The sequence below is a fragment of the Bacillus lumedeiriae genome, assembly GCF_044891285.1.
Taxonomy (GTDB): domain Bacteria; phylum Bacillota; class Bacilli; order Bacillales; family Domibacillaceae; genus Pseudobacillus; species Pseudobacillus lumedeiriae.
The window spans coordinates 574034-600901 of sequence record NZ_JAUIYO010000001.1; the positions used below are offsets into that span (position 1 = coordinate 574034).

Consider the following 26868-nt stretch of genomic DNA (forward strand, 5'->3'; position numbering starts at 1 on the left):
TGATATGCTCTACTTAGCAAATCCACTGCTTAGGGAGGAAACAATATGAACAAACGATTACAAAAATTAATGAATTGGATGAAGGAAAAAAATATTCCTTTCGCTTTTATTACAGCCCCTGAAAACGTCTTTTATTTAACAGGCTTCAGAAGCGATCCTTATGAGCGACTGCTCGGTGCAGCTGTATTCCCTGAAGCTGAACCTTTTCTCATTTGTCCGAAGCTGGATGAGGCTGATGCACGAAACAGCGGCTGGACGCTTGAGATTGTCGGTTACACCGATATTGAAAACCCCTGGGATATGATTGAATCGCGGGTAAAAAGCCGGGTTAATCATGTAAACCATATCGCAGTTGAAAAGCATCATTTGAATGTGGCGCGGTATGAAGAGCTGATCGGACGCTTTCCAGGCGCTGTTTTTATCGCCGCTGAAGAGAAACTAGAACGACTGCGCATGATTAAAGACAAAGACGAACTTGCCCTTATGAAAAAAGCCGCACAATATGCCGATCTTGCTGTGGAAATAGGAGCAAGTGCCATTCGCGAAGGCAAATCGGAACTAGACATACGCGCAGAAGTTGAATTTGAAATAAAAAAGCATGGCATTGCGGAAATGGCCTTTTCTACAATGGTACTAACCGGTAAAAACGCAGCGTCTCCACATGGAATACCTGGACATACGAAAGTGCAAAAAGGGGACTTTGTTTTATTCGACCTCGGTGTCATGTATGAAGGATATCGCTCAGATATTACGCGCACAGTCGCTTTTGGAGAAATTTCAGAGAAGCAGCGTGACATATACGAAACTGTCTTAAAAGCGCAGAAAGCCGCAATCGCCGCTATCAAGCCCGGAATGATGGCCAAAGACATTGATTTAACGGCTAGACGCTTAATTACAGAAGCAGGCTACGGCGATTTCTTCCCGCACCGCCTTGGGCATGGACTTGGCATCAGTATCCATGAGTACCCAAACATTACCGAGACGAACGAATTGCGTTTGGAAGAAGGCATGGTCTTTACGATCGAACCAGGGATTTACGTGCCAGATACGGCGGGTGTGCGAATTGAAGATGACGTATACGTCACAGAGGACGGCGTCGAGATCTTAACCTCTTTTCCCAAAGCTTTAACATTTGTTTAAAAAACTTCACATTTTCAAAAGATTATCAACTTTAACTTCCTTCTTTTTCATGTAAAATGAAGGAAAAGGAGGAATCAATCATGAACATGAAGTATGAAAGCATTCTTGTTGCTGTAGACGGTTCAAAAGAAGCAGAATGGGCTTTTCAAAAGTCCATTGAAATTGCTAAGCGGAATAATGCAGTATTAAACCTTATACACGTTATTGATACCCGCTCGTATGCTGCACTTGAAGCATATGAACGCTCCATCTCGGAACGAGCAGCTACTTATGGCGCTGACTTACTGAAAAAGTATAAACAGACGGCTGAAGAAGCTGGTGTCTCAACTGTGAATACTTATGTTGAATATGGTTCTCCGAAAATAATCATCCCAAAAAGCGCAGCAAAAGAAGTTAAAGCAGATTTAATCGTATGCGGAGCAACCGGGTTAAACGCTATGGAGCGCTTCTTGATCGGAAGTGTCTCCGAACACATCGCCCGCTCCTCCAACTGCGATGTTCTCGTCGTCCGAACGGACAAAGGAGAATGATTTTAAAAACCGCCTTGGCGAAAAACAGGCCAAGGCGGTTGGTACATGAAAAAAATAGATTGAAATGCAGATTGTAGACAAAGTCCATTTTAGATACCTTCAAGCTGACTGAAAACGCTTATCAATACCCTAGACTGAAATGTTTTTTCAGCATTTCACCCATTCAACCTCGTCTTTTTCTAACTTCTCTTTCCATCCCTCTGAATGATGCTTATCCGAAAGAATATAATCAACTTTACTCAAATTAGTAATTTGATATGTAGCTTTTACTCCTACCTTCGAATGATCCGCTAAAACAAATGTCTGGCTCGCTTGCTTAATCATTTTTTCTGATAACTTAGCGTTTTCTAGGTCATAGCATGATAATCCGAAGTTTGGGAGTATACCATCCACTGAAATAAATGCTTTTTCAAAATGCAGCTGATTCATAATTTGCTGAGACATAGGGCCGGCTACTCGATAATGTTGAGAACTGACCTTTCCACCAATAAATAATACGTCTCCATCAAAAAACTTCTTATTAACTGCCGATATGAGCTGATTAGCCAGTGCAAAAGAATTAGTAATAATAGTCAGATTTTTATAATGAAGAATATAAGGTACCAGCTGCAGAGTAGTGCTTCCCTCATCAATCATCAGCACATCTCCATCACGTATAAAGGTAGCTGCTTTGTAGGCAATTCTTTTCTTTTGCTCAACATTCCATATTTTTCTTTCAAACATGGAGGGCTCACTTAACAGAGTGGCTGCTAATTTTACAGCTCCTCCATACACTTTTTTTAACTTTTGCTCTTTATCCAGCTCCTCCAAATAGCGGCGAATGGTTTCAGTGGAAACCGCAAATTCACTTGCTAACTCCGCTACTTTGACTTTTCCTTTCACCTCTATTTTTTCGACGATTATCCGCTTTCTCTCTTCACTTATAACAGACACTGCCGTACCTCCAATGTCAAATATTTAATCTTATTTCTTTCACTAAAGGTATAGCAGAACATCTTCTTTTTTTATGACCTTCACTTCTTCGTGAACAAAAATGTCTCTTTTTTTCAACTCCTCAAAAAGAAGTGACGGATTAGGAAAAGCTTCTTCCGGGGTGATCACCCCATGCTTTTCTACCTGTCCATTAGCAATTAAGATGGCGGCAATAGCAAAAGGCGTTGCCACATTTCGTGTATAAGCTCGCAGCTTTTCCCATCCAGGTATAGACCCATCTGAAGCTGGATGTGTATGATATAGTGTGTGATTAACCTGTTTCCCATGTTTAGTTCCTTCAACTTCTACATGGAGCGCATAGCCGTATAATTCCGTTTGCTGACCTTCTTCAGACTCCAGTAAGTATTGAGATATACAATCCATAATACCAATCTCTTTACCATTTACCATAATAGGTGTATTTCGCAAAACTCCATAATCGAATAGCGATTTCACAAGACGCATATTCTTTTCAGGCCACGTCCCCCTGGTTTCAATTAATTTAATTCCCTTATCTTTCAATGCTTTAGAGAGAGTGATCGTTTCAGCATGCGGAATAATATATTGAATCGTTTCCCCATAAGGTTCAGGCAGTTGAATTCTTCGCGGCCGGGCAAACGGGGGGACTTGTTTCATTTCCCCGTCTTCAAATACTACTCTTGTCGGCAATTCTGGATCATATTCATACGTAGTTGTCTCAGCAATGGAGGCTGAAAAGGCAATTGGCCGGAAAGAACCATGGCTTACCCGCACACTTTCTACCGTATCCATCTGATTAGCCGCATGCATAGCCATCATTTGCGTTAATCCCGGGGTCATGCCAAAACCTGGGAGGAGAGTTTTTCCATTTCTCACAAACAAGTCATTCCACTTGTTCTCTTCTCCAAATCCATTTAAATTAATTCCATGGCATCCTGCTTTTGCAATACATTCAGAAGACAATCCATTCAGCTTAATTGTTGTTCCATCTAAAACAATATCGTATCCTTTCATTTTTAATACAGTCTCTTTTATATCCGTTACATCAACTTGCACAAAGTCCACCCTTGGGTCATTGAGCCACTTCACAACGTCTTTTCCCTCTTGCTCATTAAAATCAGCTACTGTGATTTTTTCAAAATTGGAATATTGAACTAAGTCTAAGATCGCTTCACGACAAATTTTCCCTGCCCCGCCTAAACAAAATACTTTCATTGATAAACACTCCTTCTTTCAATTGTTTCTGTTAATGCTAGAATATCAGCTTCATGTACGTCACCAATGTTTCCAATTCTAAAGGTATCTGTTTGTGAAACCTTGCCTGGATAAATGACAAACCCCTGCGCTTTTAAATATTCATAAAATGAAGCAAAATGAAAATCTTCATTTGGAAAACAGAATGAGGTGATGATAGGCGAATGATATTCGTCTTTAATAAACGGTTTAAATCCTGCTTCTTTCATCCGCTGCACTAGCAGTCTCTGATTCTGTTCATAGCGCTCCTGCCTGGTCATCACACCTCCTTCTTCTTCAAGTTCAAGCAGCGCTTGATAAAATGCCCGTACAACATGGGTAGGCGAAGTAAACCTCCACTTTCCGTTAAAATGTTCCATCGTTTCCCACTGATCATACAAATCAAGCGATAGAGAACGCGCCCGCCCTTTGCACTTTTCAATCTCTATGCGATTAGCAATGACGAACCCAAATCCCGGTACTCCTTGAATGCACTTATTTGCACTGCTAATAAGAAAATCAATCTGCCAATCTTCCATATCTATTTCAATACCGCCGAAACTACTCATTGCATCAATAATTGTGATTTTGTTATGTTTCTTGGCTGTTTTAGTAATTTCCCGTATTGGATTCAATATCCCTGTAGTTGTTTCACAATGGACCGCTGCCACATGAGTGATATCTGCGTGCTCTGTTAAGACTCTTTCCAATTGTTCAATTTGGATCGGTTCATTTTCGTCTGCTTCACACATAACTGTTGGAATGCCAAGTATGCGCGCGATCTGAGCGATTCTGTTTCCATACGCTCCATTCGCGCAAACTAAAAGCTTTCCCGACGACTCGATAACTGACCCTATAGTGGCTTCTACAGTAAATGTTCCGCTCCCTTGCATTAACACCGCTGTATATTTTTCAGTGTTTTTCACAGCCATCTCTACAAGCTTTCTGCGAACTTCTTGAACAAGACCATTGTAGTCGTCGTCCCATGTACACCAATCTCTTAGCATAGCGTCCTTGACTTGTTTTGTCGTAGTAAGCGGGCCGGGCGTCAATAGTAAATAATGTGAGTTTTCCATTTAAATATTCTCCTTTATGAAACAGTAATTAGTTGTTCTTGCTCAATTTCGTCAATTACTTTTTCCAAATCAGCCAATTGTAAAATCGTATAGTCAGCACCCGCCTCGATAAAACGCTCCCGTACTTCTTGTATTTTCTTTTCCAGCTCGCTATTTTCCATTGATTTCACTTCATTTTCCGTCAGACCTAGTTCACTGCTCCCTAAAATGATGCCAACTGTCCGCATCCCGGCATTTTTTCCTTCTTTTATATCTGCAATTGTGTCCCCAACTTTAATCATTGCGTTCATTGGATAGACACCTAATTTCATCGCATTTAAGTAAATCATCCACGGATAAGGACGTCCGGCAGGTACTTCATCCGATGTAATTAGACAATCTGGGGCATACCCTTGTTTTTCAGCTTGCTCTGTAACGACTTCCATCATCTCTGCTGTGTAGCCGGTCGTTGAACCAATTTTGATCCCGCGCTGACGAAGTGCTTCCATAAGCTCCAAACATCCTGGAACTGGAGTCGCATAATTTGGAAGAATAGCGAATAATTCTTCTTCAAACCGTTCATACATCTCCTGAACATCTTTCTCTTCAGGATCACCCCCATGGACAGTTTTCCATAATTCTTTTATTCGCGGCATTTCAGTCAGCACACGAATATGTTCAAGTTTCCCCAGTCCCATCGGCGTACGTGCCTCTTCAACTGTAATTTCAACTCCTTTTTCTCTAAAAATTTCAACAAACACTTGTACCGGTGCAAAACACCCATAGTCTACTGTCGTTCCTGCCCAGTCAAAAATAACACCTTTAATTTTCATTTCCATGTTTATCTCCCCTATCTTCGCTGCCAGCGGGACACCCGCAGGAGCATCTTTTTTGTTATGATTTCATGTAAAACTTTTATAAGTATATTTGTTAATAAAATAAGTGAGCTCATCGCTGCCGCTGCAGCCAAATTCCCAGCATCATCCATATTAACAATAGAGACCGCCGCCAATTTAAAGTCCGGCGAATACAAAAACATCACTGCAGAAATAGTCACCATAGAATTGACAAAGAAATACATAGCCATTTCCGAAATAGCCGGCAAACACATAGGAACCGTAACGGTGAAAAATGTTTTGTAAAAAGGGACTCCCATAGATTCAGATACCACTTCATATTCTTTATGTAATTTCTTTAACGATGTAGTCGCCGTGACGAAGGCAACCGAATAGAAATGGATAATATTTGCCATGACTATGATCGCAACTGTTCCGTATAAAAAATGAAAAGGATTCTTAAACTCCCATGAAAGAAATTGGATTTCTGACTGGCTGAAAAAGAATATATATCCAAGCCCGATAACAAGACCTGGTACAGCCAGAGGGATTACAGATAGAAAGTAACCAATTTTTCTTAAACCGGACATCCGGCGGATTTTTTCTATTCCATAGGCGAATAAAAAGGTTAAACATGTTCCAAGAATGGCTGTAATCACAGCGACAAGTACACTGTTTTTAAATGATTCCATCCCGTTACCCGTATAGCTGGAAATACCGAGATGTTCAAAAGTGAAGCTTAGATCATACGGCCATACCTTTGTAAAAGCAGCAACTAAAACGGCAGAGACCATTAGCAAAACAGCGCCTGTGATAGCCGAACAAAACAGGAACAATATCGTATCTCTCAACCGGCCCTTTTTAATTTGAAACGGCTTTGATTTAGCTGAAATGGATGCAGCATGCTTTTGTTTTGTCAGTCTATCAACGATAAAAGCAAAAACAGCTGGAAGCATAAGGATGATGCCCACCGCGGCACCCATTGCTATATTTTGCTGGCCGATCACTTGTTTATAAACATCTGTTGCAAGTACGTTGTATTGTCCCCCCACAATTTTTGGTGCTCCAAAGTCTGTGAAGCTCAAGGTAAAGACAACAAATGACGCACTGATCACACCGTACTTCACCTCGGGCAGCGTAATTACTAGAAATTTTTTAAGCTTGCTTGCACGAAGAGTGTCAGCTGCTTCATACATTTGATAGTCTGTTCCTTGAAAAGCGACTAGTAAAATTAACAACGCCTGTGGGAATGTATAAATAACTTCCGCTATGATAATTCCTATAGGGCCATACAATTCAAACGATACATTTGGCAAAATTCCAAAAAAACCATTCGTGATTAATCCTTGGTTTCCAAATAAATACATGAGAGCAATTCCGTGCATCATTGTTGGCGCAAATAATGGAAGAAGCGCTACAGATTTAAAGAACCATTTTCCAGGAATCGCTGATCGGACGAGTGCATAGGCATAAACAAACGCCAAGGCAGTTGAAATCATCGTTGTCGTGCTTGATATAAAAATCGTATTTTTCAATGATTGGACAAGCGCCGGTGAAGAAAAGTACTGAATGAAATTTTCTAATCCGACAAATGAGCCATCTTTGCTGTAAAATGCTTGAACAAATAATTGGTACAGTGGAAAAACCAACAGTAATAAGAAAGTGCCAATCAAACTAAGAAGGAGTAAACGCTGCAGCCATTCGTTTTTTCTGCCTCTTTTGTTTATTCGTCTAGAGATAGCTGCTGTTTCATTCTTTTCTAGCCACTCCATTTAAACGCCCACTTTCTCTCGATATGACAGCATTTGCTTTTCACCTAAAGAAAGAGTGAGTGTACCGCCCTTTTGGATTTTTCTCTGCTGAACGATATTTGTAGCTATATCAATAAGTACCGGCTTATTGTGTAACGGCGAGCCAAAGTCCTCAAGCTTAACTAATCCTCTATATACCGGCCCTCTAAATTCAAGTTTCTCCACAACAGCACGTATGCCCGATCCGTCAGTTAACGTAATCTGCTCCGGCCGGATGGCAAGCATTTGCCCGTTTGGATCGGCCGGATGGACATTAATAAAATTCATAGCCCCGATAAAATCAGCTACGAATGGATTGGCTGGCAGCTGATAAATTTCTTGAGGGGTGCCTATTTGCATGATTTCCGCGCTTTTCATCACAATAATTTTATCCGCCATCGTTAAAGCTTCCTCTTGATCATGGGTAACCATAATTGTCGTAATGCCTAGTCTTTCTTGAAGAGAACGAATTTCAAACCTAAGCTTTTCTCGGACTTTAGCATCTAGCGCAGATAACGGTTCATCCAATAGAAGGAAATCCGGGGATAAGGCGAGCGCGCGGGCCAGTGCCACTCGTTGCTGCTGTCCTCCTGATAATTGTGCAGGATAGCGATCTTTACTATCCGCTAAGCCAACCATCTCTAAAGCATCCAGGGCTTTCTCCCTCGCTTCACGTCTAGGTATTTTTTTAGCTTTCAATCCAAATTCAACGTTTTTCAAGGCAGTTAGATTTGGGAAAAGAGCATACGATTGAAAAACGATCCCAATATTTCTTTTCGCCGGTGAAACAGCCGTTACATCTTGTCCATCGATAAATATCTTTCCAGAGGACGGCTCTTCTAATCCGGCAATAATACGAAGTAATGTCGTTTTCCCGCAGCCGCTTGGACCTAATAAGCATAGGAACTCTCCTTTAGACACATTAAAAGAGAGATTATTTAATGTAGTGACATCTCCAAACTTTTTGCTGACGTGGTCAATTTTTAAATAATCCTTCATGGTGATTGACATCCTTTCGCCTATTATTCTTCTTTCGCCTCAGCTTTTTGACCAAACTCTTTTTCCCATTTAGTTAAAATGGCATCACGGTTCTCTGCCGCCCATTTTAAATCATTTTTATCAAACAATTGACTATCCACATCAGCAGGAAATCCTTCCGGCGTTTTGAAATCATTTTCAATTGTGACAAATCCATTAGCTTCAAAATATTCTTTCATGGCTTCATCAGAAATGGCCCAGTCTAAAAATGCTTGAGCAATTTCTCTATTCTCTTCTTCAACTTTCTTAATTAAGGCGTTTGCTTCAACTTCCCAGCCCAGCCCTTCTTCTGGAAGAATGACTTCGATCGGAGAACCTTTCTGTTTTTCTTTTACTCCACTGTAAATCATAGAAATTCCAATTGGATACTCACCTGCTGATGCAAGCTTGGCCGGTTTTGATCCTGAATGAGTATATGAAGCAACATTCTTATGAAGCTTCTTCATATAATCCCAGCCTTTTTCTTCTCCCATCATTTGCAGCCAAGCAGAAACGGTTAAAAATCCAGTACCTGAAGAAGCAGGATGCGGCATTACGAGCGTTCCTTTGTATTCTGGTTTTAATAGATCTTCATATGATTTAGGCATGGAAAGATTTTTCTTTTCTAGTTCTTTTTTATTTACAGCAATCCCTGTCATAAATGCTGTATTCCCTACCCATTTTTCCGGCTGACTGGAATCTTTAAATAAAGGATGCACCCGGTCAACTCCTTTAGGTGAATAACCCGCAAGCATGTCTTTTTCATCGAGCGCCAGCAAACTAGAGGCAGCTGTTCCCCAAACGACATCAGCCGGAGTGTTTTCTCCTTCAGCTAAGAGCTTTGCTGTAATGACCCCAGTTGAGTCACGGATAATGTTTACATCCACTTCCGGATATTTCTTTTCAAATGATTCAAGGTAAACAGGAATCAGCTCCTCCTCGATCGCTGTATAAACGGTTAATTCACCCTCCAGCCTTTCTTCTCCATCTTTTGCGGATGCTTTTTCTTCTTTGCCCGAACAACCGGCCATTAAAGATAAAACGAGTACAGTTGCAAGGGCGACTACTTTTTGCTTTTTTGCCTTCAAGTTACTCTCTCCTTTTTCAATTGGTTGTTTCTCTACAAACTCACTATAAAAAACGAAAGTAAAAACCGATTAGTTGTATTGTTAATCTTTTGTTTTTTATGGAAAAGCTTTGAATCATGTGTTTTCATTGTAAAATCAAACGAAAACCACAATTGCACCTTCAAATTATTTACATTGACTTAATATTTTGTATAAACTTCCACAAAAATGAGGCAACTTTTTTCACATAAGGCATGTAGATCAAAGGAATGAATAGATAAAGAATTAAGGAGATTTACTCTTTTAGCAGAATGATTCGTTCATTTGAATGAGCTTTTCATGTAAATGGAGAGGAGTATAAACAAGATTAGCTGTTCAAGTACTTTACTCGTTGATATGTAGGGTTTTGAGGCAAAGAGTTGTACAAACCGAGGAAAAACCAGCTAACATGGAGCAATGACAAACTTGAATATTTTAATAATGAGCATAACAAAAAAGCCCCTTACTTCTTAAGGGGCTTTTCGTCATTGATCAAGTGTTTAGCTGTCTCGATTTGGAGCTGAACCTGGTCGAAGCCAGTGCCGCCTAAAGACTTCCTTCTTTTAACGGCCTCATATGGAGACAACACTTGATAAATGTCTTCTTCAATGCTCTCAGACGCTGACTTTAGCTCCTCTAAAGACAGGTCGGCGAGATAGCATTGATTTTGAATGCAATGAAGCACAAGCTTTCCAACGATTTCATGTGCTTCTCGGAATGGAGTGCCTTTTGACGCTAAATAATCAGCGAGCTCCGTGGCATTGGAGAAATCATTGTGGACAGCTTCCTCTAAGCGGCCCTCATTCACCTTCATTGTCTGAACCATTCCTGTGAAAATCTTTAAGGAACCGATGATCGTATGTACCGTATCGAACATCCCTTCCTTGTCCTCTTGCATATCTTTGTTATACGCAAGGGGCAGGCCTTTTAATACGGTGAGCAGGCTGAACAGGTTGCCATAGACGCGCCCTGTTTTTCCGCGAATTAACTCCGCCATGTCAGGGTTTTTCTTTTGCGGCATAATGCTTGAACCGGTCGAGAAAGCGTCGTCCATTTCAATGAATTGGAATTCCTGGCTCGACCAAAGAATCATTTCTTCAGCAAGACGGGACATATGCATCATTAAAATGGAGGCACCGCTCAAGAATTCAAGGATAAAGTCACGATCACTGACCGCATCCATGCTGTTGGCATAAACGCCGGAAAATCCAAGCAGATCTGCTGATAATTCACGGTCAATCGGGAATGTGGTTCCAGCCAGCGCTCCCGCCCCTAAAGGCGAGACATCTATGCGCTTCAATCCTTCTTGAAACCGTTCTTTATCTCGTTGCAGCATCCAAAAGTACGCCATTAAATGGTGGCCGAATGAAATCGGCTGAGCTCTTTGCAGATGAGTGTAGCCGGGCGCAAGTGTTTCCACATGCTGCTCTGCTTTCTCCACAAGGGCTTTTTGAAACTGTTCAATCAGTCCAATGATAAGTTTGACCTGCTTCTTCAAGTACAAATGCATATCAGTGGCGACTTGATCGTTACGGCTGCGGCCAGTATGCAATTTGCCGCCGACCGCGCCAATTTCTTCGATCAAGTATTTTTCCAAATTTAAATGGATGTCCTCTTGGGCAACCGAGAACGTTAATTCACCTTTTGAGGCTTTCTCCTTTAAAACCTCAAGGCCGCCCAAGATTTGATTTGTTTCCTCTTCTGTTAAGATGCCGCTTTTGCCAAGCATCGTTACATGTGCCATGCTTCCTTCAAGGTCTTCAAAAACAAGCTCTTGATCAAAGTGGATAGAGGCGCCGAATTCGTCTACCCATTCTTCCGCTGATTTTTGAAAGCGCCCTCCCCAAAGCTTGCTCATTGACTAACTTTCTCTTTCGTTTGCTGAACCATAGAGTTCACTTTTGTCGGCAGACCCCACAGCTGAATGAATCCAACAGCTGCTTCATGATCAAACTCATCTTCTGTTGTATATGTTGCAAGTTTTTCATCATATAATGAGTACTCTGATTTTCTTCCTTCTACAATTGCGTGGCCTTTGAATAATTTCACACGCACTGTACCAGTAACAAATTGCTGTGTTTGTTTTAAGAATGCTTCAAGAGCATTTCTTAATGGAGAGAACCATAGACCTTCATAAATAAGTTCTGTCATTTTCTTTTCAATGACTGGCTTGAAGTGTGCCATTTCTTTTACAAGCGTTAGATCTTCTAATTCCTTATGCGCTAAAATTAATGTCATGGCACCCGGGCACTCATACACTTCTCTTGATTTGATACCAACAAGGCGGTTTTCTACGTGGTCGATTCTTCCGACACCGTGTTTTCCTGCCACTTCATTCAGAGCAAGGATTAATTCAGCTAAGGAATACTTGTTGCCGTTTAACGCAACAGGCACACCTTGTTCAAAATCAATTTCAATCACTTCCGGCACATCCGGTGTATTTTCCAGCGCTGCTGTTAATTCGTATGCGTCTGCTGGAGGAGCTGCCCATGGATCTTCTAAAATCCCACACTCATTGCTTCTTCCCCATAAGTTTTGGTCAATAGAGAATGGGCTGTCTAAGTTGATCGGAATTGGAATGTTGTTTTGTTTTGCATATTCAATTTCTTCTTCACGTGACCATTTCCAGTCACGTACAGGCGCCATTACTTCAAGGTTTGGATTCAGCGCTTTAATAGAAACTTCGAAACGTACTTGGTCATTTCCTTTACCCGTACATCCGTGAGCAACAGCGACCGCATTTTCTTTTTCAGCTACCTCTACTAGCTTTTTCGCAATAAGCGGACGTGATAGCGCGGATACTAACGGATATTTCCCTTCATATAATGTGTGGGCTTGAAGAGCAATCAATGCATATTCATTTGCATATTCCTCTTTCGCATCGATCATATAGCTCGCTACCGCACCAACTTGAAGTGCTTTGTTTTTAACGAACTCTAAATCTTTTCCTTCTCCAACGTCAAGGCAGCATGCTACAACGTCATACCCCTTGTCTTTCAGCCACGGAATCGCAACCGATGTATCTAAACCGCCAGAATAAGCTAACACAACTTTTTTGTTCATTGATACTTCCTCCTCTAAGATGTTATCTATAAGTATAAATATACATTAAATTTTATTTTTATTCTTTCGTATGAATAAAATATATCACGTTCCTTTTATACTTTCAAGTATTTATTTTAAAAAAATTCACTTTGTTGAATAAATAACCAATGATTTCTTTTGGCATCGTTAAACTCATCTGTTGATGTCCACTCCAATTAACAGGGGAGCAAAATCAACAATAATCATTAACATAGTCTTTCTTTAAAAAACTAGATTCGCTTCCCTTCCATTCACAGTTGTTTCACACTTTTGCGAAACAATGTTCACATTCATGTGCAACACATCACAACCTGTGAGAGTAAGATAACAGTAGATACTTTATCCTACTCACAAAGGAGTGACACGTATGGAAAGAGACAAAGAAAAGACGTACAAAAAAGATTCATTAAAAGGAACGTTCTTTTCTGTCCTTATCGTCGGAGGCATCGTTCTTCTTTCTTGGTTTGCTATTTGGAATTTGTTTTTATCTAGAATGTGATTGGGGGAAATCCTATGCATTTACACAAGTATGAAAAGATATGGCTAGTGTTCGGAATCAGCTCTCTTGTTCTATTTCTCGTCATTGTTGGAATCAACGCATTTGTATCCGGGCATCATCCGCCAAGTTCAGGGAAGATCGTCGATCCAAAGACAGTGGAGACCACCACTCCTTTTGATGAGCCGGGATTGAAGAAGATTGGTGACAATGAATACCAACTTGTCGTATTAACCTCTGCCTTTTCCTTTGATGTCGGTACACAAGACAAAGTTGTAGAAATTCCAAAAGGGGCGACAGTCCATATTATTGCCACGACGAAAGACGTTGTTCACGGATTTGAGATTGCCGGCACAAATGCCAACATGATGCTTGAGCCCGGCCATGTCAGTGAAACAACCCAAGTCTTCCGAAACGAAGGCGAGTTCACTCTCTTATGTAATGAATACTGTGGGGGCGGGCATCACCTTATGCACGCTAAAATAAAGGTGGTTGATCACGTATGAGCGAAATAGCAGTGAAAGTAAATAGAAAAGATGCAAAACTGGCTTTAGCGCATATTATCGTTGCATTTATCGCTTTATTTCTCGGCGGAGTTTGCGGGTTTCTTCAAGTATTGGTCCGCTCTGGCAAAGTAGAGCTTCCCGCTGGCATCGGATATTATCAAATTCTCACGGCTCATGGCGTCTTACTTGCTCTCATTTTAACAACATTCTTTATTATCGGCTTTCAATTTGCCGGCATGAGCCGCACGGCAGGCGCTCTATCCGATAAAGCACGCCTTTCCAGCTGGATTGGTTTTTGGACGATGACGATCGGTACTTCTCTCACTACCTTTTATATCTTAACAGGAGAAGCATCCGTTCTTTATACCTTTTATGCTCCACTTCAAGCGCATGCCGGCTTTTACATCGGCCTTGCTTTAGTCGTCGTGGGCAGCTGGATTTCAGGATTTGCCATGTTTACTCATTATGCGAAATGGAAAAAGCAGCATCCCGGTCAAGTGGGTCCCTTATTTAGCTTTATGGCTGTCATTAATATGGCGCTTTGGCTCATCTGTTCACTAGGTGTAGCCGCTACTGTTTTACTTCAATTCATTCCATGGTCGATGGGATGGACAGATGGCATCAATGTATTAGTCAGCCGTACACTTTTCTGGTATTTCGGCCACCCGCTCGTATACTTTTGGCTGCTTCCTGCCTATATGGTATGGTATGTTGTCATTCCAAAAGTAATCGGGGGCAAGATTTTCTCTGATTCACTCGCAAGAATGTCGTTCATTTTGTTCCTATTCTTTTCGATTCCTGTCGGGTTTCACCATCAGTTAACTGAACCCGGCATCTCTCCTATCTGGAAATATATTCAAGTAGTACTGACACTGATGGTCGTTATTCCATCTTTAATGACTGCGTTCAGTATGTTTGCGACATTTGAACGATTCGGCCGGTCAAAAGGGGCATCTAGTCTATTTGGCTGGTTAAAAGTCCTTCCATGGAAAGATGCCCGCTTCACTGTACCTTTTATCGGGATGGCTGCTTTTATTCCAGGGGGTGCCGGCGGGATTATCAATGCATCGCATCAGTTGAATCAAGTCATTCACAATACGATTTGGGTTACCGGACATTTTCACTTAACGATCGCCACAACAGTCGTTCTTACTTTCTTCGGTGCTGCTTACTGGCTCATTCCTCACTTAACAGGAAGAACGTTCACGAAGCAGTTAAACCAACTAGCTATTGTTCAGGCGGTTGTGTGGTCGATCGGTATGCTGATCATGTCAGGAGCGATGCACTGGGTAGGCCTATTCGGCGCACCAAGACGCTCGTCTTTCTCTACGTACGGCGATTCTGTTCAAGCGGCTGAATGGATTCCTTACCAAGTCGCCCAAGCCGTCGGCGGTTCCATGCTTTTCCTTGGGATCATCTTAGTTCTATATATCGTCGTTCAGCTCTTGTGGTTCGCACCGAAAGGCGAGGAAGAATTCCCCATTGGAGAACCCGAAGAATCGGCAGAAAAAACACCGCTGTTCTTCGACAAATGGTGGTTATGGATCACGATTGTTATCGTATTAATTTTACTCGCGTATACGATTCCATTTATGCATATGATTCAGCATGCACCTCCAGGATCTCCAGGATATAAACTATGGTAAATAAAAAAACGCTTGGATGATGTCATCCAGGCGTTTTTTATTCATCTTTATCAAACGATAGCGCTTTACGTTAAGCTCTGGCCGCTTCTCTCTTTTCCTGCAGCCAGCGATATTGATAATATTTTTCAGCAAATTCAGTAATGCTTTTTGTCAGGCGATAATTCGTTCCGGCACCGATGGCCAGACTAATGAGCGGCAGATTAGCCGTTTTTTTATTTTTAAACAGGGTGATGGCAAGAAGCTTGCCGAGCTGTTTGACCGGTCCCTCCATCCATGTCAGGTCGGTCAGCTGTTCCGTTTCCTTATAAAAATAAGGGTGATCACGTTCTTCCAGTTCAATTAGCAGCTCCTGCCATCCTTCTATTTTCAATCGTTCCGGCAGTGAAGCAGCATGAAAAACCTTTAAAGAAGCCATCATTTCAAATGGCATCTGCGGGTCATACCCATACGTCATCGCTGTGATTTGCACCGCTCGCAAATTGAGAGCAGCCATGACTGCGAGGTCTGTGCCGAGCGGAACGGCCCCGCCCGTCCCCGTAATTCCCCCTTGAATAAGAGAATAAAGGCGATGCCTTGATGACTGCTGGCTATTTAAATAGCAGATCTGATCAATCGTCAATTTTTTTAAATCGGCAATCACCTTTACATCTTCCCTAAACACACGAGCAGACGTTAATATCCGTTCTCGCGCCTCATTTTGAAACTGTGATCCTTGAAGCAGCGAGTGCATATGAAACAAGGCACCGTCCAATTGTCCAAAAAAAGCAGACAGCATCTCTTCTGGAATGGCTTCCATTGCTGTACTCAGCCACTTTGAATATGTATATTGAAAATCATTTCCTTCGTGTTCGGCAAGTGACTGTTCCCATGTCATAATCTCTTCCCAAACCACTTCGTCTCGTTCTGTCCAAGCCATCTGGAACCCCCCTTTTCGTACGGTTTCTCGTCTTTTTATTTTCTATGATCGAAGGAAGATTGTCAATTTCCACTAGCTTTCTCTTTTTTTATTTATAGGCTACATTACACTCCCCTATTGCTTTCCGCTCCGATCAATGAAGCAGCAGCATCAATAATAAGCATTAACATAGCCTAGTTATAAGAATAGGCTGCTTTTTGTACGCATACTTTTTAATAAGGCATCTGGACAAGGAGTGGAGAAAAATACTGAGAAAAATGATCATCATCGGACTTTCAGGACTACTAATCGGATTAGGAATTAATCTATTCATTCTTCCCTTTCACCTTCTTGAGGGAGGGGTTTTTGGGATTGGTTTATTATTTAATTATTTATGGGATTTCAAAATAGGCCTTACAATCATCTGTGTGAACCTGCCTGTTTATGTTCTCGCCTTTAAGCTGGACCGATCTTGTTTTTTTAATAGTTTATACGGGACTCTCATTACTCCTATTTTGATTGATTTACTCATTCCATTAAGCGGAATTGTTCATCTTCCCATTTTGGCAAGTGCCTCTGTTGGCGGTCTATTCATCGGAGTGGGAACAGGATTGATGCTAAGGTATAACATCTCTCCGGGCGGGGTGGACCTGCTGGCACTTTTACTTTCAAAGCACTTTGCCATTAATGCAGGGTTTATCGTTTTTTTCATTGACTCACTTATCCTTGCTTCCGGTTTACTTCTATTTAAAGATCCGAAATTAATCTATTCCTTGTTTACCATCATATGTGTTTCGGTCCTGATTGCTATATTGACTTCATTCAAATCGATCAGCCTTTACCCTAGATAAAAGAAAAAGAAGCCATTCCTCACACCTTTGGACAAGGCACGGGACAATGGCTTCTTTTTTCTTTCACCTATTAACTTGGATCATTTTCATCTAAGGATAACGTAATTACTTCCGTATACTCTCCTCTAGAAATCTCTTCTTGAGTTGCCTTCTCTTTTAATTGATCCTCCGTGTCAATGCCCTCAGCTATTATCGGTTCCTCGATATCCTTTCGTTTCTTCATGAGGTTCCACTCCTTTCTTTCATATAATATCCAGGAGTGAACCTTTCATTCTTTGAGACGAAAGCCTTCTTACCTTATAGCCCAGCCAATTTCATCGTGTCCCGGGCGATCATTACTTCTTCATCCGTTGGAATGACGATGACCTTCACCGGGGAATGCGGATGATTGATAAAGGCTTCCTCGCCTCGGATCTGGTTACGGGCAGCATCCCAATAGATGCCCATAAATTCAAGGCCGCGCAGAACACGGCTGCGGATGACTGGGCTGTTTTCACCAATACCAGCTGTGAAAATAATGGCATCGACACCAGACATACGGGCGGCGTACGAACCAATATATTTATGTATTCGGCCAGCAAATACTTCAAGTGCGAGACTCGCGCGCTCATTTCCCTTGGCAGCTTCTTCTTCGATATCACGCAGATCGCTTGAAAAACCGGACACACCCAGCATACCAGATTCTTTATTTAACACGCTCAGTACCTCATCCGCCGTCTTCCCTGTCTTTTCCATAATAAAAGGAAGAAGAGCGGGATCAATATTTCCTGATCTTGTGCCCATTGTAACCCCTGCAAGCGGTGTGAATCCCATAGATGTATCAATTGATTGACCGTGGCTGATTGCGGCAATGCTCGCACCATTTCCTAAATGACAGGAAATTAAACGCAGCTGTTCAATCGGTCTTTCAAGCAGTTCAGCCGCTCGCTGCGAGACATATTTATGGGAGGTGCCATGAAATCCGTATTTACGGATGCCATAATCAGTATAATAATGGTACGGCAAACTATACAAAAAGGAACTTTCAGGCATCGTCTGATGAAAAGCTGTATCAAATACTACTACCGCAGGCACGCTAGGAAGAGCCGCTTTAAATGCGCGGATTCCCGTTATATTCGCTGGATTATGCAGCGGAGCCAAATCAGATAACTGCTCAATTTTCTCTTCTACTTCTTCTGTAATTAACACGGAGTCAGTAAATACTTCTCCTCCGTGAACGACCCGGTGGCCGATGCCGTCAATTTCTTCAAGCGAATCAATAATGCCAAGGCCTGTTAATTTATGCAACAGAATGCGAACAGCTTCTGCATGGTTCGGAATGTCTAGGATCTCCTTTTGCTTGTGGCCGTCCACTGTAATGTTGAATAAAGATTGCGGCAGGCCGATTCGTTCGACAAGCCCTTTCGTGATGACTCGTTCTTCCGGCATATCAAACAGCTGAAACTTTAAAGAGCTGCTTCCGGCGTTGATGGCTATAATTTTAGACATAAAAATCTCCTCATTTTCAAGAGTTACCATTCCTGTAATGTCAGGTGCGACCGCTGCGAGTGATCTAGCTGACTACGATTTGTTTTCTTTAAACCAAGCATCCATTTTAACCATGATAGACTGCATCGCTTGCCGGTCTTTCATAGATGGCATAGAGGCTAGAAAGACTTGCTTTGGAGCAGGCAGGCCTTCGGTTTGCTTTTGTAAAATTAAAATACTTTTCGCCGCTTGTTTATTTTTGAACATTGTCATCGGCAATTGAATCAGTCCCTGAATGTGAATATGTTTTTGTAAAAAGCGGTGCAGCTGCTGGGCACCAGCTCCTTCAAACAAGTCATTCGGAATTAAGAAGAACAGATAACCGCCAGGCTTCGTATGCTTAATGCTTTGTTCTATGAATAAATAGTGAGCATATGAATGGCCTTCTTCTGCTTTTAATTCATAATCGGCTGCCCTGATGTCATTTGGATACCAGCCGACTGGCAAATCACAGACCACTGCATCAACAGGATCAATAAACAGCGGTTCCAATGCATCTTGATTATAAAGCTGGGTGGAATGTTCCATCAAGTTCGCACCGCTCCAGGCAAGATTTAAGAGCAGATCGTCCACATCTACTCCTATTGCTGAAATAGACGCTTCCGGCTGGCGGTTAACGATCGTTAAAAGCAAGTTCCCTGTCCCAACTGCAGGATCAAGAATCGTAAACTCTTTCTCCTTTCCCATGAACTTCTCTAGTAAATAGCTCATAAATAAACCGATAGAGTCAGGTGTCATTTGATGGTTCGGCTGCACATTTTCCTGCATGCCTTTTAAAATAGAGAATTGATACGCCTGGCGTATTTCTTCTTTTGAATAGTCAGAGAGTTTCACTTGTTCATATGCTTTCCATAATTTCTTTTTAGCGAACTCACTCATTTCGTCTTGTAACACTTTTTGTTGGAATAAGTTTTCGGCCGTTTCTGCCAATGCGTCCAAATAGGTACAGGACAGTTCTTGTTGAAGAATGACCGCTGTTTCATCGAAGGTATTAAATAAGCGTTCAATTGGGGATAGTTTGTTCATGTTCGTTCCTCCTGTATGCCTTGCTTTAGAAAAGATTGAGGGCTCTTACTTTTGTATTTGATCATCGAACTGTTCATATCAGTCCACACTGCTAAGTTAATATGCCGAGGAACCTTACTGCATTCATTTATAATAAGCTGAAGGGTGCCTGAAACCTTTACTTTTCGGACACCCTCTTCCTCTATTGCAGGGGCTTATAAAATAGTCCCCCTGTTTTTATTTTACTTGGCTGCTTTTGCTGCTTCGATTGCCTTTTCATAATTTGGATGGTCTGTTCCCTCATTTACATATTCAACATATGTAACTTTGTCTTGGCTGTCAATAACAAATACGGAACGCGCCAGCAAACGCAGTTCTTTCATATGTACCCCATATGCCTCCGCAAACGAAAGATCACGATGGTCGGAATATACTTTCACATGTTCTAGTCCGCTTGCTGCACACCAGCGTTTTTGCGCAAATGGCAGATCTGCAGAAATCGTGATGACCTGCACATTATCAATTTGTGATGCCTCTTCGTTAAATTTGCGTGTCTGCTGATCACAAACACCTGTATCAATCGAAGGGATGACGCTGATTAAGCGCACTTTCCCATTAGAATCCGCTAATGTTACTTCAGATAAGTCGTTTGCCAATACCGTAAAACCTGGTGCCTGATCCCCTGCCTTTACCTCATTTCCAAGCAATGAGATCGGATGCCCTTTAAATGTGACTTTCACCATATTGATAATCCCTCCTCTATCATTTTCACACTTACCATCATACTTGTTTTCCCTTTCATTTAAAAGAAAAACACAAAGAAAAAGCCTTGCTGACGAACAGCAAGGGGAAAATATTCAATCCCCCGTCAAATCGTAAAATCTGAGGAGGATTTTTTTTCTGCTGGTGGTTTAGAAGACTGCTTTTTTTTGTTGAGCATACTTTGAATTTTATCAATCACAGATGGCGCTAAATCAATGATTTTATCGAGCAGGTGAGTATTTTCATCTAAGTGAAGCAGGCGAACACCGTCTGAATTAACGATTAAAAAAGCGATAGGCGTAATCGACACTCCGCCGCCGCTTCCACCGCCAAATGGGCTTGATCCTTGATCACCGCCCTGCTTGTCACGCATAAATTCACTTCCCCCGGCAGCAAACCCGAATCCTACTTTAGAAACGGTCATAATCACGCTGCCGTCAGGCGTTTCTACCGGATCACCGATAATCGTATTCACGTCGATCATATCTTTCAAGTTTTCCATGGCTGTCGTCATCAATCCTTCAATTGGATGGTCACTCATATTTATCCCTCCCTTTTAGCCATTTTTTTGAAAAGCCGGTCCTGTCTTCACATGTTTTTTCCGGCGGCGCCGGTGAAAAAACAACGAAATGACTGCAGCTATAGCATGCCCTGCACGAAACGAAATCATACATGAACATTCTACCTTCCAAATGGATTGCCCGAAGACCGGTACAACGTCAATCTCGGGAGCTGCTGTGATCTTCATCATGCGGCCTGCCGCTGAAAGGATGCCCCCTTTTAACGCCCAAAGAGAACCTGCCGCTGTACCTGTCCAAGCGGCATCTTTCATTCCTATGGCCGTCCGCCATAGGAATGTATGAATTTCTATCTTCTTTAAAAAGGAGCGCGTCACACGATGAAGATGTTCTACACGTTCCAGCTTACCTTTCGCTTGTTGAGCAAAGTGCTGCGCCTCTTCAAAAGTCACTTCTTCCTTCATTCCTTTTTTTACAGCATCGGGTGCCTGATCGTCCTTAAAAGGAAAATAAAAAGTATAAGAGAAAAGTCCACGAAAAAGGAAAAAGCGGATATACGCTTCCTTATACCCTGGGATACGGAGAAAATGAATAAATATTCGAATCTTCAATAAAAAAAGAATCATAAGGATTACAGCTAAAATAGCGCTCCCCCACCAAAGATAAATCATCTATCTCCCTCCTTTTCCGCTAAACAGTCTGTCCGCTGGAAAAAGAAAGTAAACATGAAACAGTGCTTATATAGGCTGCATAAATAAAGCTGCCGGCCATTAGCCAGCAGCTCTATTTACACAGTATGAGCAGATGTTTTTACAATCATCGTATGTTCGTGGATCACCGTTGTATCAGCAAAATAGTCATGCAGTCCCTGTTTTTTTGACAAGAAGGCGACAAGTACGTATAAGAAAGGAATCGTAGCGGATATATAGCGGCCGATCCATTCCCTGAATAAAATGGTTTTCCAAGAAAGCGCGGAGCTTTTCAATGAAATTACTTTTAAGCCAAACACCATTTTACCAACCGTCTGCCCCCACTTTTTCGTCATTAACATAAAATACAAATAAAAGACAGCAACCGTAGCCATGTTAATAGCAGAAAACAGTTCGCCTGACGCTGTGTCTATGCCCAGCGAGCGAAAGAGAGGATACACGAATAGACGCGAGATACTGCCAATGACGATTAAGTCGAGCAGGTATGCCCAGAAACGCATCCAAAAACCAGCGTAATGCAAGGCGAGGGCAGCCGAGGCAGTATTCTGTATTTTGTCGGTATCGGGAGCTTCTTCTTTCTGTTGATCATGCGCTTGTGCCGCTTGTTCTTCAGTCCCTAGATGCTCCTGTTCTTCCCATTCTTTATTTGATTCTTCCTTCATAATCTACTCCCCTTTACTCCGCGTACAAATACATAAGCCGCGGTGAATTTGGATGTGAAAGAATTTTCATTAGTGCATGAGCCTCTGCATTTCCACCGATCATTTGCTGCGCTTTCATCGTCAGGAATGAGGGCAGGCCTAGATTCGATTCATACGTAACGACTTGAGCATCCTTTAAATTCTCCGCCTTTTTCAAGGCTGCAATTGTATCCTCAAGATAGCCGAAACCGTCAATTAAGTTCAATTCTTTCGCCTGGCGGCCATCATATACACGACCATCGGCTATTTTTCTCACTTGTTCTTTTGACATGCCGCGGCCATTCGCAATGACATCGACAAAACCGTTATAAGAGTTATTAATCATCGATTGTAAAATCTTTCTTTCTTCTTCTGTCATTTCGCGGGTCGGGCTCAAAATGTCTTTATGAGGACCGCTCTTAATGGTGACGAAGTCCACACCATATTTTTTAGCGAGTTTTGAATAATTCACGCTTTGCATAATCACACCGAGGGAGCCGGTCAATGTTTCTGGACTGGCGTAAATTTTATCAGCAGGTGCAGATATATAATAGCCGCCGGATGCCGCCATAGCCCCCATCGATACATAAACCGGCTTTTTTGTTTTTTCTTTTATTTCAATGATTTTTTTATGAATTTGTGCGCTCTCAACCACACCGCCGCCCGGTGAATTCACTTGAAGAATCACCGCTTTTACCGTACGGTCCTCCTGCACTTTATCCAGCTGTTTCATAAACTGCCGGTGATTATAGCCTGGCGAAGAGAAAAAAGACTCTGTCGTACCCGTATCTTGAATAACACCTTCAACCGGCAAAACAGCAATTTTCTCCCCTGCATTCCCTTCCTCCTCTACATGCTCTGTAAGCTCTTCTTCACTTGCCCTCATAGCCGTTTCCCAAACAGCAGAAATATCAGAAGTCAATGCAATAGAAGCTGTATTGACAATGATAGACACAATCAATAATCCAGCAGCAAGCGCCAAGGCAATGATTCTTTTCTTACTCACTTGATCCTCTCCTTCCTTTTGCCTTCGAAAAATAATCCAGTCCATGATACACTTACAACATAGTCCAACTGATAGATAAAATCTATGTTAAACACTTTGGACTAGGCATAGTTATCTTATTTTAACAAAACATCCACAAACAACCTACTAGTCTTCCCAGAAAAAGGAGAATTTTTTTATGGATCAACGCCGAAATGTATATTTTTATGAAACACGCCGAAAAAACGTGTCAGAGAAAGTAACCGAACTGAAAAAACTTGCAGAACGGTATGATTTTACTGTTGTAGACCGTTCGGATCAGGCAAACATCATCGTCAGTGTCGGCGGTGACGGCACCTTTTTGCAAGCAGTTCGAAAAAGCGGATTCCGAGAGGATTGTCTATATGTAGGAATTTCGATCTTCAATGATTTGAATATGTATTGCGATTTTCATGCAAGTGATACAGAAAGCTTAATTGAATTGATGTCAAAAGCAGAACTAGAGGTGCGCCGTTACCCGGTTTTACAAATTTCTGTCGATCAGAATGCTGTGTTTCACTGTTTAAATGAATTCAGCATTAAATCTAGTATTATTAAAACGATGGAAATGGATGTGTACATCGACGACCTTCATTTTGAAATGTTTCGGGGCGATGGAATGATTATCGCTACTCCGACTGGCAGCACCGCTTATAATAAGTCAGTAAATGGTGCCGTTGTCGATCCGCTTCTTCCATGCATGCAAGTGAGCGAACTCGCTTCATTAAACAACAAGCGCTACCGTACGCTCGGCTCCTCTTTTATTTTAAGCGGTGACCGTACACTTACGCTAAAAATGCTCAAAGGCAGCAACAATTATCCCATTATGGGCCTTGATAATGAAGCGATGAGCATTCAGCATATTGAAGAAATTAAAATTTCATTAAGCGAAAAACGCATTAAAACGGTCAAACTGAAAGACAACTCTTTCTGGCACAAAGTGAAACGATCTTTTTTATAAGCCTTTGTTAAACTGCCCTGTTGATTTCTGCTGCAGGCGGTCCGGAAGCCCCCTCATCGCTATCGCGCCTTCCGCTCCAATCAACAAGAATCATTAACACAGTCTTTCTATAAGCAAAACCGAAAAATCATAAACAAGCAGGCGTTTGTCAACAGCCCTATATAATATCACTATGGATCGTTGTAGGAGAAAAGAACAAAAAGGAAGGGCGAACGGGCTATCGCTCGTTACGCACTTCCTTTTTTGTATTTTTTCTCATGACTGATTCGTCTCTTTTGTGAAAACGTAAAAATGACAAGCGCTGTCCAAATAAACGAAAAAGAGATTAGCAGGATACTAGAAAATGGTTCATGATAAACGAAGATCCCAAGAAGCAGCGTCATCGTCGGAGTAACATACTGTAAAACACCGATCGCAGAAAGCGGGACGATGGGGGCACCTTTTGCAAACAACAGCATCGGCAGTACAGCGACCACTCCACCGGCGACCAGCAGCAAATCGGTAGAAGAAGAAATAAACAACAGCGATAGTTCTGCTTTTGACCACCAATATATTAAGAAGGCTGCAGCTGATAAGAACAGAAGCGGCTGCAAGAACCGCAGCTTCTTTCGGCCTTTGTTTCATCATGTTGAGTGTCGCCTTCAACGTTCCTATTTTTCTAGTAAACTAGAGAAGCAGCAACATCGTAATTAATGACCAAAATACCCGATTCGCGAGAACCTCTTGGGCAGTCACATGTTCGAGCATTTTCCAGTAAAGCGGAAACGTTCCCCACAATACTCAGGCAAGTAATATATATATTACTCCTGCCTTTGTTCGTCCATTCATTCTAACACCTCACTCTTACCCAAACATCGGACGTTTGGTTGCCCAACCCATTAAACCCATTATGTATAAAAGAAACCCGCTGAAGACAGCAGGTTTCTTTTATACATAACATCGGCTTTCTAGAATGAGCTTTTCACTTTTCTTTCCGCCTCCCGCAGTTCAACGCGGCGGATTTTTCCAGAAGAAGTCTTCGGCAAATGATCGACAAATTCAATTTCTCTAGGATACTTATAAGGGGCTGTGATTGATTTAACATGATTTTGCAGTTTTTCTACGAGCTCTGAACTCGTCCGATCAATGCCGTCTTGCAGCACAACAAATGCTTTCACGATATGGCCGCGAATTTCATCGGGACTAGCAACAACTGCGCATTCCTTGACGTGCGGATGCTTGACGAGCGCATCCTCTACCTCAAAAGGACCGATCGTATAGCCCGAGCTAATGATAATATCATCGCTGCGGCCCTCGAACCAGTAGTAGCCGTCTTCATCCTTTTTCGCTTTGTCGCCCGTTAAATAGTAATCTCCTCTAAACTGCATAGCGGTCCGCTCCGGATCCCTATAGTAATGTTTGAACAACGCTGGTGTATCCATATGGACAGCAATATCTCCGACAACCCCCGCTTCCACCGGCTTGCCCTCTTCATCAATGATTTCCACACGATTGCCCGGTGTCGGTTTACCCATCGATCCAGGCTTTATTTTCATGCCTTTTAACACACCAATCACGAGTGTACTTTCCGTCTGGCCATATCCGTCACGCACGTCTACATTAAAATATTTTCGAAATGTGTCAATGACTTCCCGATTTAATGGCTCACCGGCCGAAACAGCGCTATGCAAACTGGATAAATCGCAATCCGATAGATGGTCCACCTTGGCCATGAGGCGGTATTCCGTTGGGGTACAGCACAATACATTAATACGATTTCTCTCTAGCAGCTCGAGATATTTTTTCGGTTCAAATTTGCCATGATAAACAAATCCTACAGCTCCTGAACCAAGTACAGATAAAAATGGGCTCCACGTCCATTTTTGCCAGCCCGGACCCGCCGTTGCCCAAACAACATCCCCCTCTTTAATACCAAGCCAATTTGGAGCTGCTGTTTTTAAGTGAGCATATCCCCATGCATGTGTATGTACGACACCTTTAGGATTGCCTGTCGTGCCAGACGTATAAGGAAGAAAGGCAATGTCATCCTTCGATGTTTCCGCCATAACCAATTCATCAGAAGCCTCAAGCATTGCTTGCTCAAGATTCACCCAGCCTTCTACTTCCCCACCGAATGAAAGTGTAGTTAATTCATCTATTTGATCTACATTCTGAAACTGTTCGGTGAACGGTGCATAACAGACGACACCTTTTACACCGGCATGTTCAATTCGATAGTTTAAATCTTTCGTACGCAGCAATTCTGCGCTTGGGATAATGACTAAACCGGTTTTTAATGCGGCAAGAAAGATTTCATATGCCTCGATTAAGCGCGGCACCATGATTAAAATAGGATCTCCTTTTTTCAATCCATTCGATAGAAAGACATTTCCAATCTTGTTCGCATTTTTCATTAACTGTACGTATGTTATTTCTTGTTTCTCGCCTGCTTCGTTTTCCCACTTTAATGCTAGACGGGCGGGGTCCTTTGCGAATTTCTCCACTTCCATTACAATGTTATATCTTTCAGGTGCCAATAAATCTTCTCTCTTCATCAACGTCCCCC

Annotated in this window: 27 protein-coding genes; 7 read left to right on the forward strand and 20 right to left on the reverse strand. The window is 42.0% G+C overall.

Going from position 1 to position 26868, the window contains the following annotated elements; all coding sequences use genetic code 11:
* Positions 1 to 45 precede the first annotated feature (45 nt).
* Both QYG89_RS02960 and QYG89_RS02965 read left to right on the forward strand, forming a co-directional pair.
* The gene (locus QYG89_RS02960) at positions 46 to 1140 is read left to right on the forward strand and encodes a M24 family metallopeptidase (protein ID WP_404314364.1); all 1095 of its coding nucleotides are present in this window, start codon (positions 46 to 48) and stop codon (positions 1138 to 1140) included.
* Positions 1141 to 1220: 80 nt separating this feature from the next.
* Positions 1221 to 1670: a universal stress protein gene (locus QYG89_RS02965; RefSeq protein ID WP_404314366.1), complete on the forward strand. Its 450-nt coding sequence runs from the start codon at positions 1221 to 1223 to the stop codon at positions 1668 to 1670.
* A 147-nt stretch (positions 1671 to 1817) separates the two neighbouring features.
* Here QYG89_RS02965 and QYG89_RS02970 read toward each other — a convergent pair whose 3' ends face one another.
* The 9 genes from QYG89_RS02970 to QYG89_RS03010 all read right to left on the reverse strand — a co-directional run bounded on the left by QYG89_RS02970 (position 1818) and on the right by QYG89_RS03010 (position 12721).
* Complete coding sequence (locus QYG89_RS02970; RefSeq protein ID WP_404314368.1) at positions 1818 to 2603, reverse strand: DeoR/GlpR family DNA-binding transcription regulator; 786 nt, start codon at positions 2601 to 2603, stop codon at positions 1818 to 1820.
* A gap of 42 nt (positions 2604 to 2645) precedes the next feature.
* Positions 2646 to 3836, reverse strand: coding sequence for a saccharopine dehydrogenase family protein (locus QYG89_RS02975; RefSeq protein ID WP_404314370.1), 1191 nt, complete (start codon positions 3834 to 3836; stop codon positions 2646 to 2648).
* Entirely contained in the window at positions 3833 to 4930 is a 1098-nt protein-coding gene (gene phnW / locus QYG89_RS02980) for a 2-aminoethylphosphonate--pyruvate transaminase (protein ID WP_404314372.1), read from the reverse strand. Before phnW ends, QYG89_RS02975 begins: the two co-directional genes overlap by 4 nt.
* A 14-nt stretch (positions 4931 to 4944) precedes the next feature.
* Complete coding sequence (gene phnX, locus QYG89_RS02985; protein WP_404314634.1) at positions 4945 to 5742, reverse strand: phosphonoacetaldehyde hydrolase; 798 nt, start codon at positions 5740 to 5742, stop codon at positions 4945 to 4947.
* 17 nt (positions 5743 to 5759) lie between these two features.
* Entirely contained in the window at positions 5760 to 7517 is a 1758-nt protein-coding gene (locus tag QYG89_RS02990; protein ID WP_404314374.1) for a putative 2-aminoethylphosphonate ABC transporter permease subunit, read from the reverse strand.
* Complete coding sequence (locus tag QYG89_RS02995) at positions 7518 to 8534, reverse strand: ABC transporter ATP-binding protein (protein ID WP_404314376.1); 1017 nt, start codon at positions 8532 to 8534, stop codon at positions 7518 to 7520.
* Positions 8535 to 8557: 23 nt separating this feature from the next.
* Positions 8558 to 9640 carry a putative 2-aminoethylphosphonate ABC transporter substrate-binding protein gene (locus QYG89_RS03000; protein ID WP_404314378.1) on the reverse strand — a complete coding sequence of 361 codons (1083 nt, stop codon included), beginning with the start codon at positions 9638 to 9640 and terminating at the stop codon, positions 8558 to 8560.
* 481 nt (positions 9641 to 10121) lie between these two features.
* Positions 10122 to 11516 carry an argininosuccinate lyase gene (gene argH, locus QYG89_RS03005; RefSeq protein ID WP_404314380.1) on the reverse strand — a complete coding sequence of 465 codons (1395 nt, stop codon included), beginning with the start codon at positions 11514 to 11516 and terminating at the stop codon, positions 10122 to 10124.
* Positions 11513 to 12721 carry an argininosuccinate synthase gene (locus tag QYG89_RS03010; RefSeq protein ID WP_404314382.1) on the reverse strand — a complete coding sequence of 403 codons (1209 nt, stop codon included), beginning with the start codon at positions 12719 to 12721 and terminating at the stop codon, positions 11513 to 11515. The genes argH and QYG89_RS03010 overlap by 4 nt, the downstream gene beginning before the upstream one ends.
* A gap of 388 nt (positions 12722 to 13109) precedes the next feature.
* On the opposite strand from QYG89_RS03010, the gene QYG89_RS03015 reads away from it, so the two are divergent.
* From QYG89_RS03015 to QYG89_RS03025, 3 genes are read left to right on the forward strand one after another with little or no spacing between them, the layout of a single operon-like run.
* Positions 13110 to 13241 carry a cytochrome c oxidase subunit 2A gene (locus QYG89_RS03015; protein WP_404314384.1) on the forward strand — a complete coding sequence of 44 codons (132 nt, stop codon included), beginning with the start codon at positions 13110 to 13112 and terminating at the stop codon, positions 13239 to 13241.
* Positions 13242 to 13255: 14 nt separating this feature from the next.
* Entirely contained in the window at positions 13256 to 13744 is a 489-nt protein-coding gene (locus QYG89_RS03020; RefSeq protein WP_404314386.1) for a cytochrome c oxidase subunit II, read from the forward strand.
* The gene (locus tag QYG89_RS03025; RefSeq protein WP_404314388.1) at positions 13741 to 15390 is read left to right on the forward strand and encodes a b(o/a)3-type cytochrome-c oxidase subunit 1; all 1650 of its coding nucleotides are present in this window, start codon (positions 13741 to 13743) and stop codon (positions 15388 to 15390) included. Before QYG89_RS03020 ends, QYG89_RS03025 begins: the two co-directional genes overlap by 4 nt.
* 70 nt (positions 15391 to 15460) lie before the next feature.
* Here QYG89_RS03025 and QYG89_RS03030 read toward each other — a convergent pair whose 3' ends face one another.
* On the reverse strand, positions 15461 to 16306 hold the full coding sequence (locus tag QYG89_RS03030; protein ID WP_404314390.1) for an EcsC family protein: 846 nt from the start codon (positions 16304 to 16306) through the stop codon (positions 15461 to 15463).
* Between the two features lie 197 nt (positions 16307 to 16503).
* On the opposite strand from QYG89_RS03030, the gene QYG89_RS03035 reads away from it, so the two are divergent.
* Positions 16504 to 17136, forward strand: a complete 633-nt coding sequence (locus tag QYG89_RS03035; protein ID WP_404314392.1) for a YitT family protein — start codon at positions 16504 to 16506, stop codon at positions 17134 to 17136.
* Positions 17137 to 17206: 70 nt separating this feature from the next.
* On the opposite strand, the gene QYG89_RS03040 is transcribed toward QYG89_RS03035, so the two are convergent.
* The 8 genes from QYG89_RS03040 to sppA form a co-directional block, all read right to left on the reverse strand.
* Positions 17207 to 17359, reverse strand: a complete 153-nt coding sequence (locus QYG89_RS03040) for a hypothetical protein (protein ID WP_404314394.1) — start codon at positions 17357 to 17359, stop codon at positions 17207 to 17209.
* 74 nt (positions 17360 to 17433) lie between these two features.
* The gene (locus tag QYG89_RS03045; RefSeq protein WP_404314396.1) at positions 17434 to 18624 is read right to left on the reverse strand and encodes an acetate kinase; all 1191 of its coding nucleotides are present in this window, start codon (positions 18622 to 18624) and stop codon (positions 17434 to 17436) included.
* 72 nt (positions 18625 to 18696) lie between these two features.
* Entirely contained in the window at positions 18697 to 19689 is a 993-nt protein-coding gene (locus QYG89_RS03050; protein ID WP_404314398.1) for a class I SAM-dependent methyltransferase, read from the reverse strand.
* A 221-nt stretch (positions 19690 to 19910) separates the two neighbouring features.
* On the reverse strand, positions 19911 to 20411 hold the full coding sequence (tpx, locus tag QYG89_RS03055) for a thiol peroxidase (protein WP_404314400.1): 501 nt from the start codon (positions 20409 to 20411) through the stop codon (positions 19911 to 19913).
* Positions 20412 to 20536: 125 nt separating this feature from the next.
* Positions 20537 to 20971 carry a GerW family sporulation protein gene (ytfJ, locus tag QYG89_RS03060; RefSeq protein WP_404314402.1) on the reverse strand — a complete coding sequence of 145 codons (435 nt, stop codon included), beginning with the start codon at positions 20969 to 20971 and terminating at the stop codon, positions 20537 to 20539.
* Between the two features lie 15 nt (positions 20972 to 20986).
* Positions 20987 to 21619 carry a DUF2953 domain-containing protein gene (locus tag QYG89_RS03065; protein ID WP_404314404.1) on the reverse strand — a complete coding sequence of 211 codons (633 nt, stop codon included), beginning with the start codon at positions 21617 to 21619 and terminating at the stop codon, positions 20987 to 20989.
* Between the two features lie 116 nt (positions 21620 to 21735).
* Positions 21736 to 22320 carry an RDD family protein gene (locus QYG89_RS03070; protein WP_404314406.1) on the reverse strand — a complete coding sequence of 195 codons (585 nt, stop codon included), beginning with the start codon at positions 22318 to 22320 and terminating at the stop codon, positions 21736 to 21738.
* Positions 22321 to 22333: 13 nt separating this feature from the next.
* Positions 22334 to 23344: a signal peptide peptidase SppA gene (sppA, locus tag QYG89_RS03075; protein WP_404314408.1), complete on the reverse strand. Its 1011-nt coding sequence runs from the start codon at positions 23342 to 23344 to the stop codon at positions 22334 to 22336.
* 178 nt (positions 23345 to 23522) lie between these two features.
* On the opposite strand from sppA, the gene QYG89_RS03080 reads away from it, so the two are divergent.
* Entirely contained in the window at positions 23523 to 24323 is an 801-nt protein-coding gene (locus QYG89_RS03080; RefSeq protein ID WP_404314410.1) for an NAD kinase, read from the forward strand.
* A 227-nt stretch (positions 24324 to 24550) separates the two neighbouring features.
* Here the strand turns inward: QYG89_RS03080 and QYG89_RS03085 are convergent, their stop codons facing one another.
* Together QYG89_RS03085 and mbcS are read right to left on the reverse strand one after the other, a co-directional pair.
* Positions 24551 to 24916, reverse strand: a complete 366-nt coding sequence (locus QYG89_RS03085) for an EamA family transporter (protein WP_404314412.1) — start codon at positions 24914 to 24916, stop codon at positions 24551 to 24553.
* A gap of 354 nt (positions 24917 to 25270) precedes the next feature.
* Positions 25271 to 26857 (reverse strand): acyl-CoA synthetase MbcS, encoded by a 1587-nt coding sequence (mbcS, locus tag QYG89_RS03090; RefSeq protein WP_404314414.1) that lies wholly within the window; start codon positions 26855 to 26857, stop codon positions 25271 to 25273.
* Positions 26858 to 26868 lie beyond the last annotated feature (11 nt).

What these genes read in the sequence shown, in the direction of transcription:
- QYG89_RS03040 (WP_404314394.1), bottom strand. Translation starts at nt 17,359, where the DNA reads ATGAAGAAACGAAAGGATATCGAGGAACCGATAATAGCTGAGGGCATT.
- QYG89_RS02990 (WP_404314374.1), bottom strand. Translation starts at nt 7,517, where the DNA reads ATGGAGTGGCTAGAAAAGAATGAAACAGCAGCTATCTCTAGACGAATA.
- phnX (WP_404314634.1), bottom strand. Translation starts at nt 5,742, where the DNA reads ATGAAAATTAAAGGTGTTATTTTTGACTGGGCAGGAACGACAGTAGAC.
- argH (WP_404314380.1), bottom strand. Translation starts at nt 11,516, where the DNA reads ATGAGCAAGCTTTGGGGAGGGCGCTTTCAAAAATCAGCGGAAGAATGG.
- QYG89_RS03015 (WP_404314384.1), top strand. Translation starts at nt 13,110, where the DNA reads ATGGAAAGAGACAAAGAAAAGACGTACAAAAAAGATTCATTAAAAGGA.
- mbcS (WP_404314414.1), bottom strand. Translation starts at nt 26,857, where the DNA reads ATGAAGAGAGAAGATTTATTGGCACCTGAAAGATATAACATTGTAATG.
- QYG89_RS03025 (WP_404314388.1), top strand. Translation starts at nt 13,741, where the DNA reads ATGAGCGAAATAGCAGTGAAAGTAAATAGAAAAGATGCAAAACTGGCT.
- QYG89_RS03030 (WP_404314390.1), bottom strand. Translation starts at nt 16,306, where the DNA reads ATGGCTTGGACAGAACGAGACGAAGTGGTTTGGGAAGAGATTATGACA.
- phnW (WP_404314372.1), bottom strand. Translation starts at nt 4,930, where the DNA reads ATGGAAAACTCACATTATTTACTATTGACGCCCGGCCCGCTTACTACG.
- QYG89_RS03045 (WP_404314396.1), bottom strand. Translation starts at nt 18,624, where the DNA reads ATGTCTAAAATTATAGCCATCAACGCCGGAAGCAGCTCTTTAAAGTTT.
- QYG89_RS02995 (WP_404314376.1), bottom strand. Translation starts at nt 8,534, where the DNA reads ATGAAGGATTATTTAAAAATTGACCACGTCAGCAAAAAGTTTGGAGAT.
- QYG89_RS02965 (WP_404314366.1), top strand. Translation starts at nt 1,221, where the DNA reads ATGAACATGAAGTATGAAAGCATTCTTGTTGCTGTAGACGGTTCAAAA.
- QYG89_RS03010 (WP_404314382.1), bottom strand. Translation starts at nt 12,721, where the DNA reads ATGAACAAAAAAGTTGTGTTAGCTTATTCTGGCGGTTTAGATACATCG.
- ytfJ (WP_404314402.1), bottom strand. Translation starts at nt 20,971, where the DNA reads ATGAGTGACCATCCAATTGAAGGATTGATGACGACAGCCATGGAAAAC.
- QYG89_RS03050 (WP_404314398.1), bottom strand. Translation starts at nt 19,689, where the DNA reads ATGAACAAACTATCCCCAATTGAACGCTTATTTAATACCTTCGATGAA.
- tpx (WP_404314400.1), bottom strand. Translation starts at nt 20,411, where the DNA reads ATGGTGAAAGTCACATTTAAAGGGCATCCGATCTCATTGCTTGGAAAT.
- QYG89_RS03070 (WP_404314406.1), bottom strand. Translation starts at nt 22,320, where the DNA reads ATGAAGGAAGAATCAAATAAAGAATGGGAAGAACAGGAGCATCTAGGG.
- QYG89_RS03080 (WP_404314410.1), top strand. Translation starts at nt 23,523, where the DNA reads ATGGATCAACGCCGAAATGTATATTTTTATGAAACACGCCGAAAAAAC.
- QYG89_RS03020 (WP_404314386.1), top strand. Translation starts at nt 13,256, where the DNA reads ATGCATTTACACAAGTATGAAAAGATATGGCTAGTGTTCGGAATCAGC.
- QYG89_RS03065 (WP_404314404.1), bottom strand. Translation starts at nt 21,619, where the DNA reads ATGATTTATCTTTGGTGGGGGAGCGCTATTTTAGCTGTAATCCTTATG.
- QYG89_RS02975 (WP_404314370.1), bottom strand. Translation starts at nt 3,836, where the DNA reads ATGAAAGTATTTTGTTTAGGCGGGGCAGGGAAAATTTGTCGTGAAGCG.
- QYG89_RS02960 (WP_404314364.1), top strand. Translation starts at nt 46, where the DNA reads ATGAACAAACGATTACAAAAATTAATGAATTGGATGAAGGAAAAAAAT.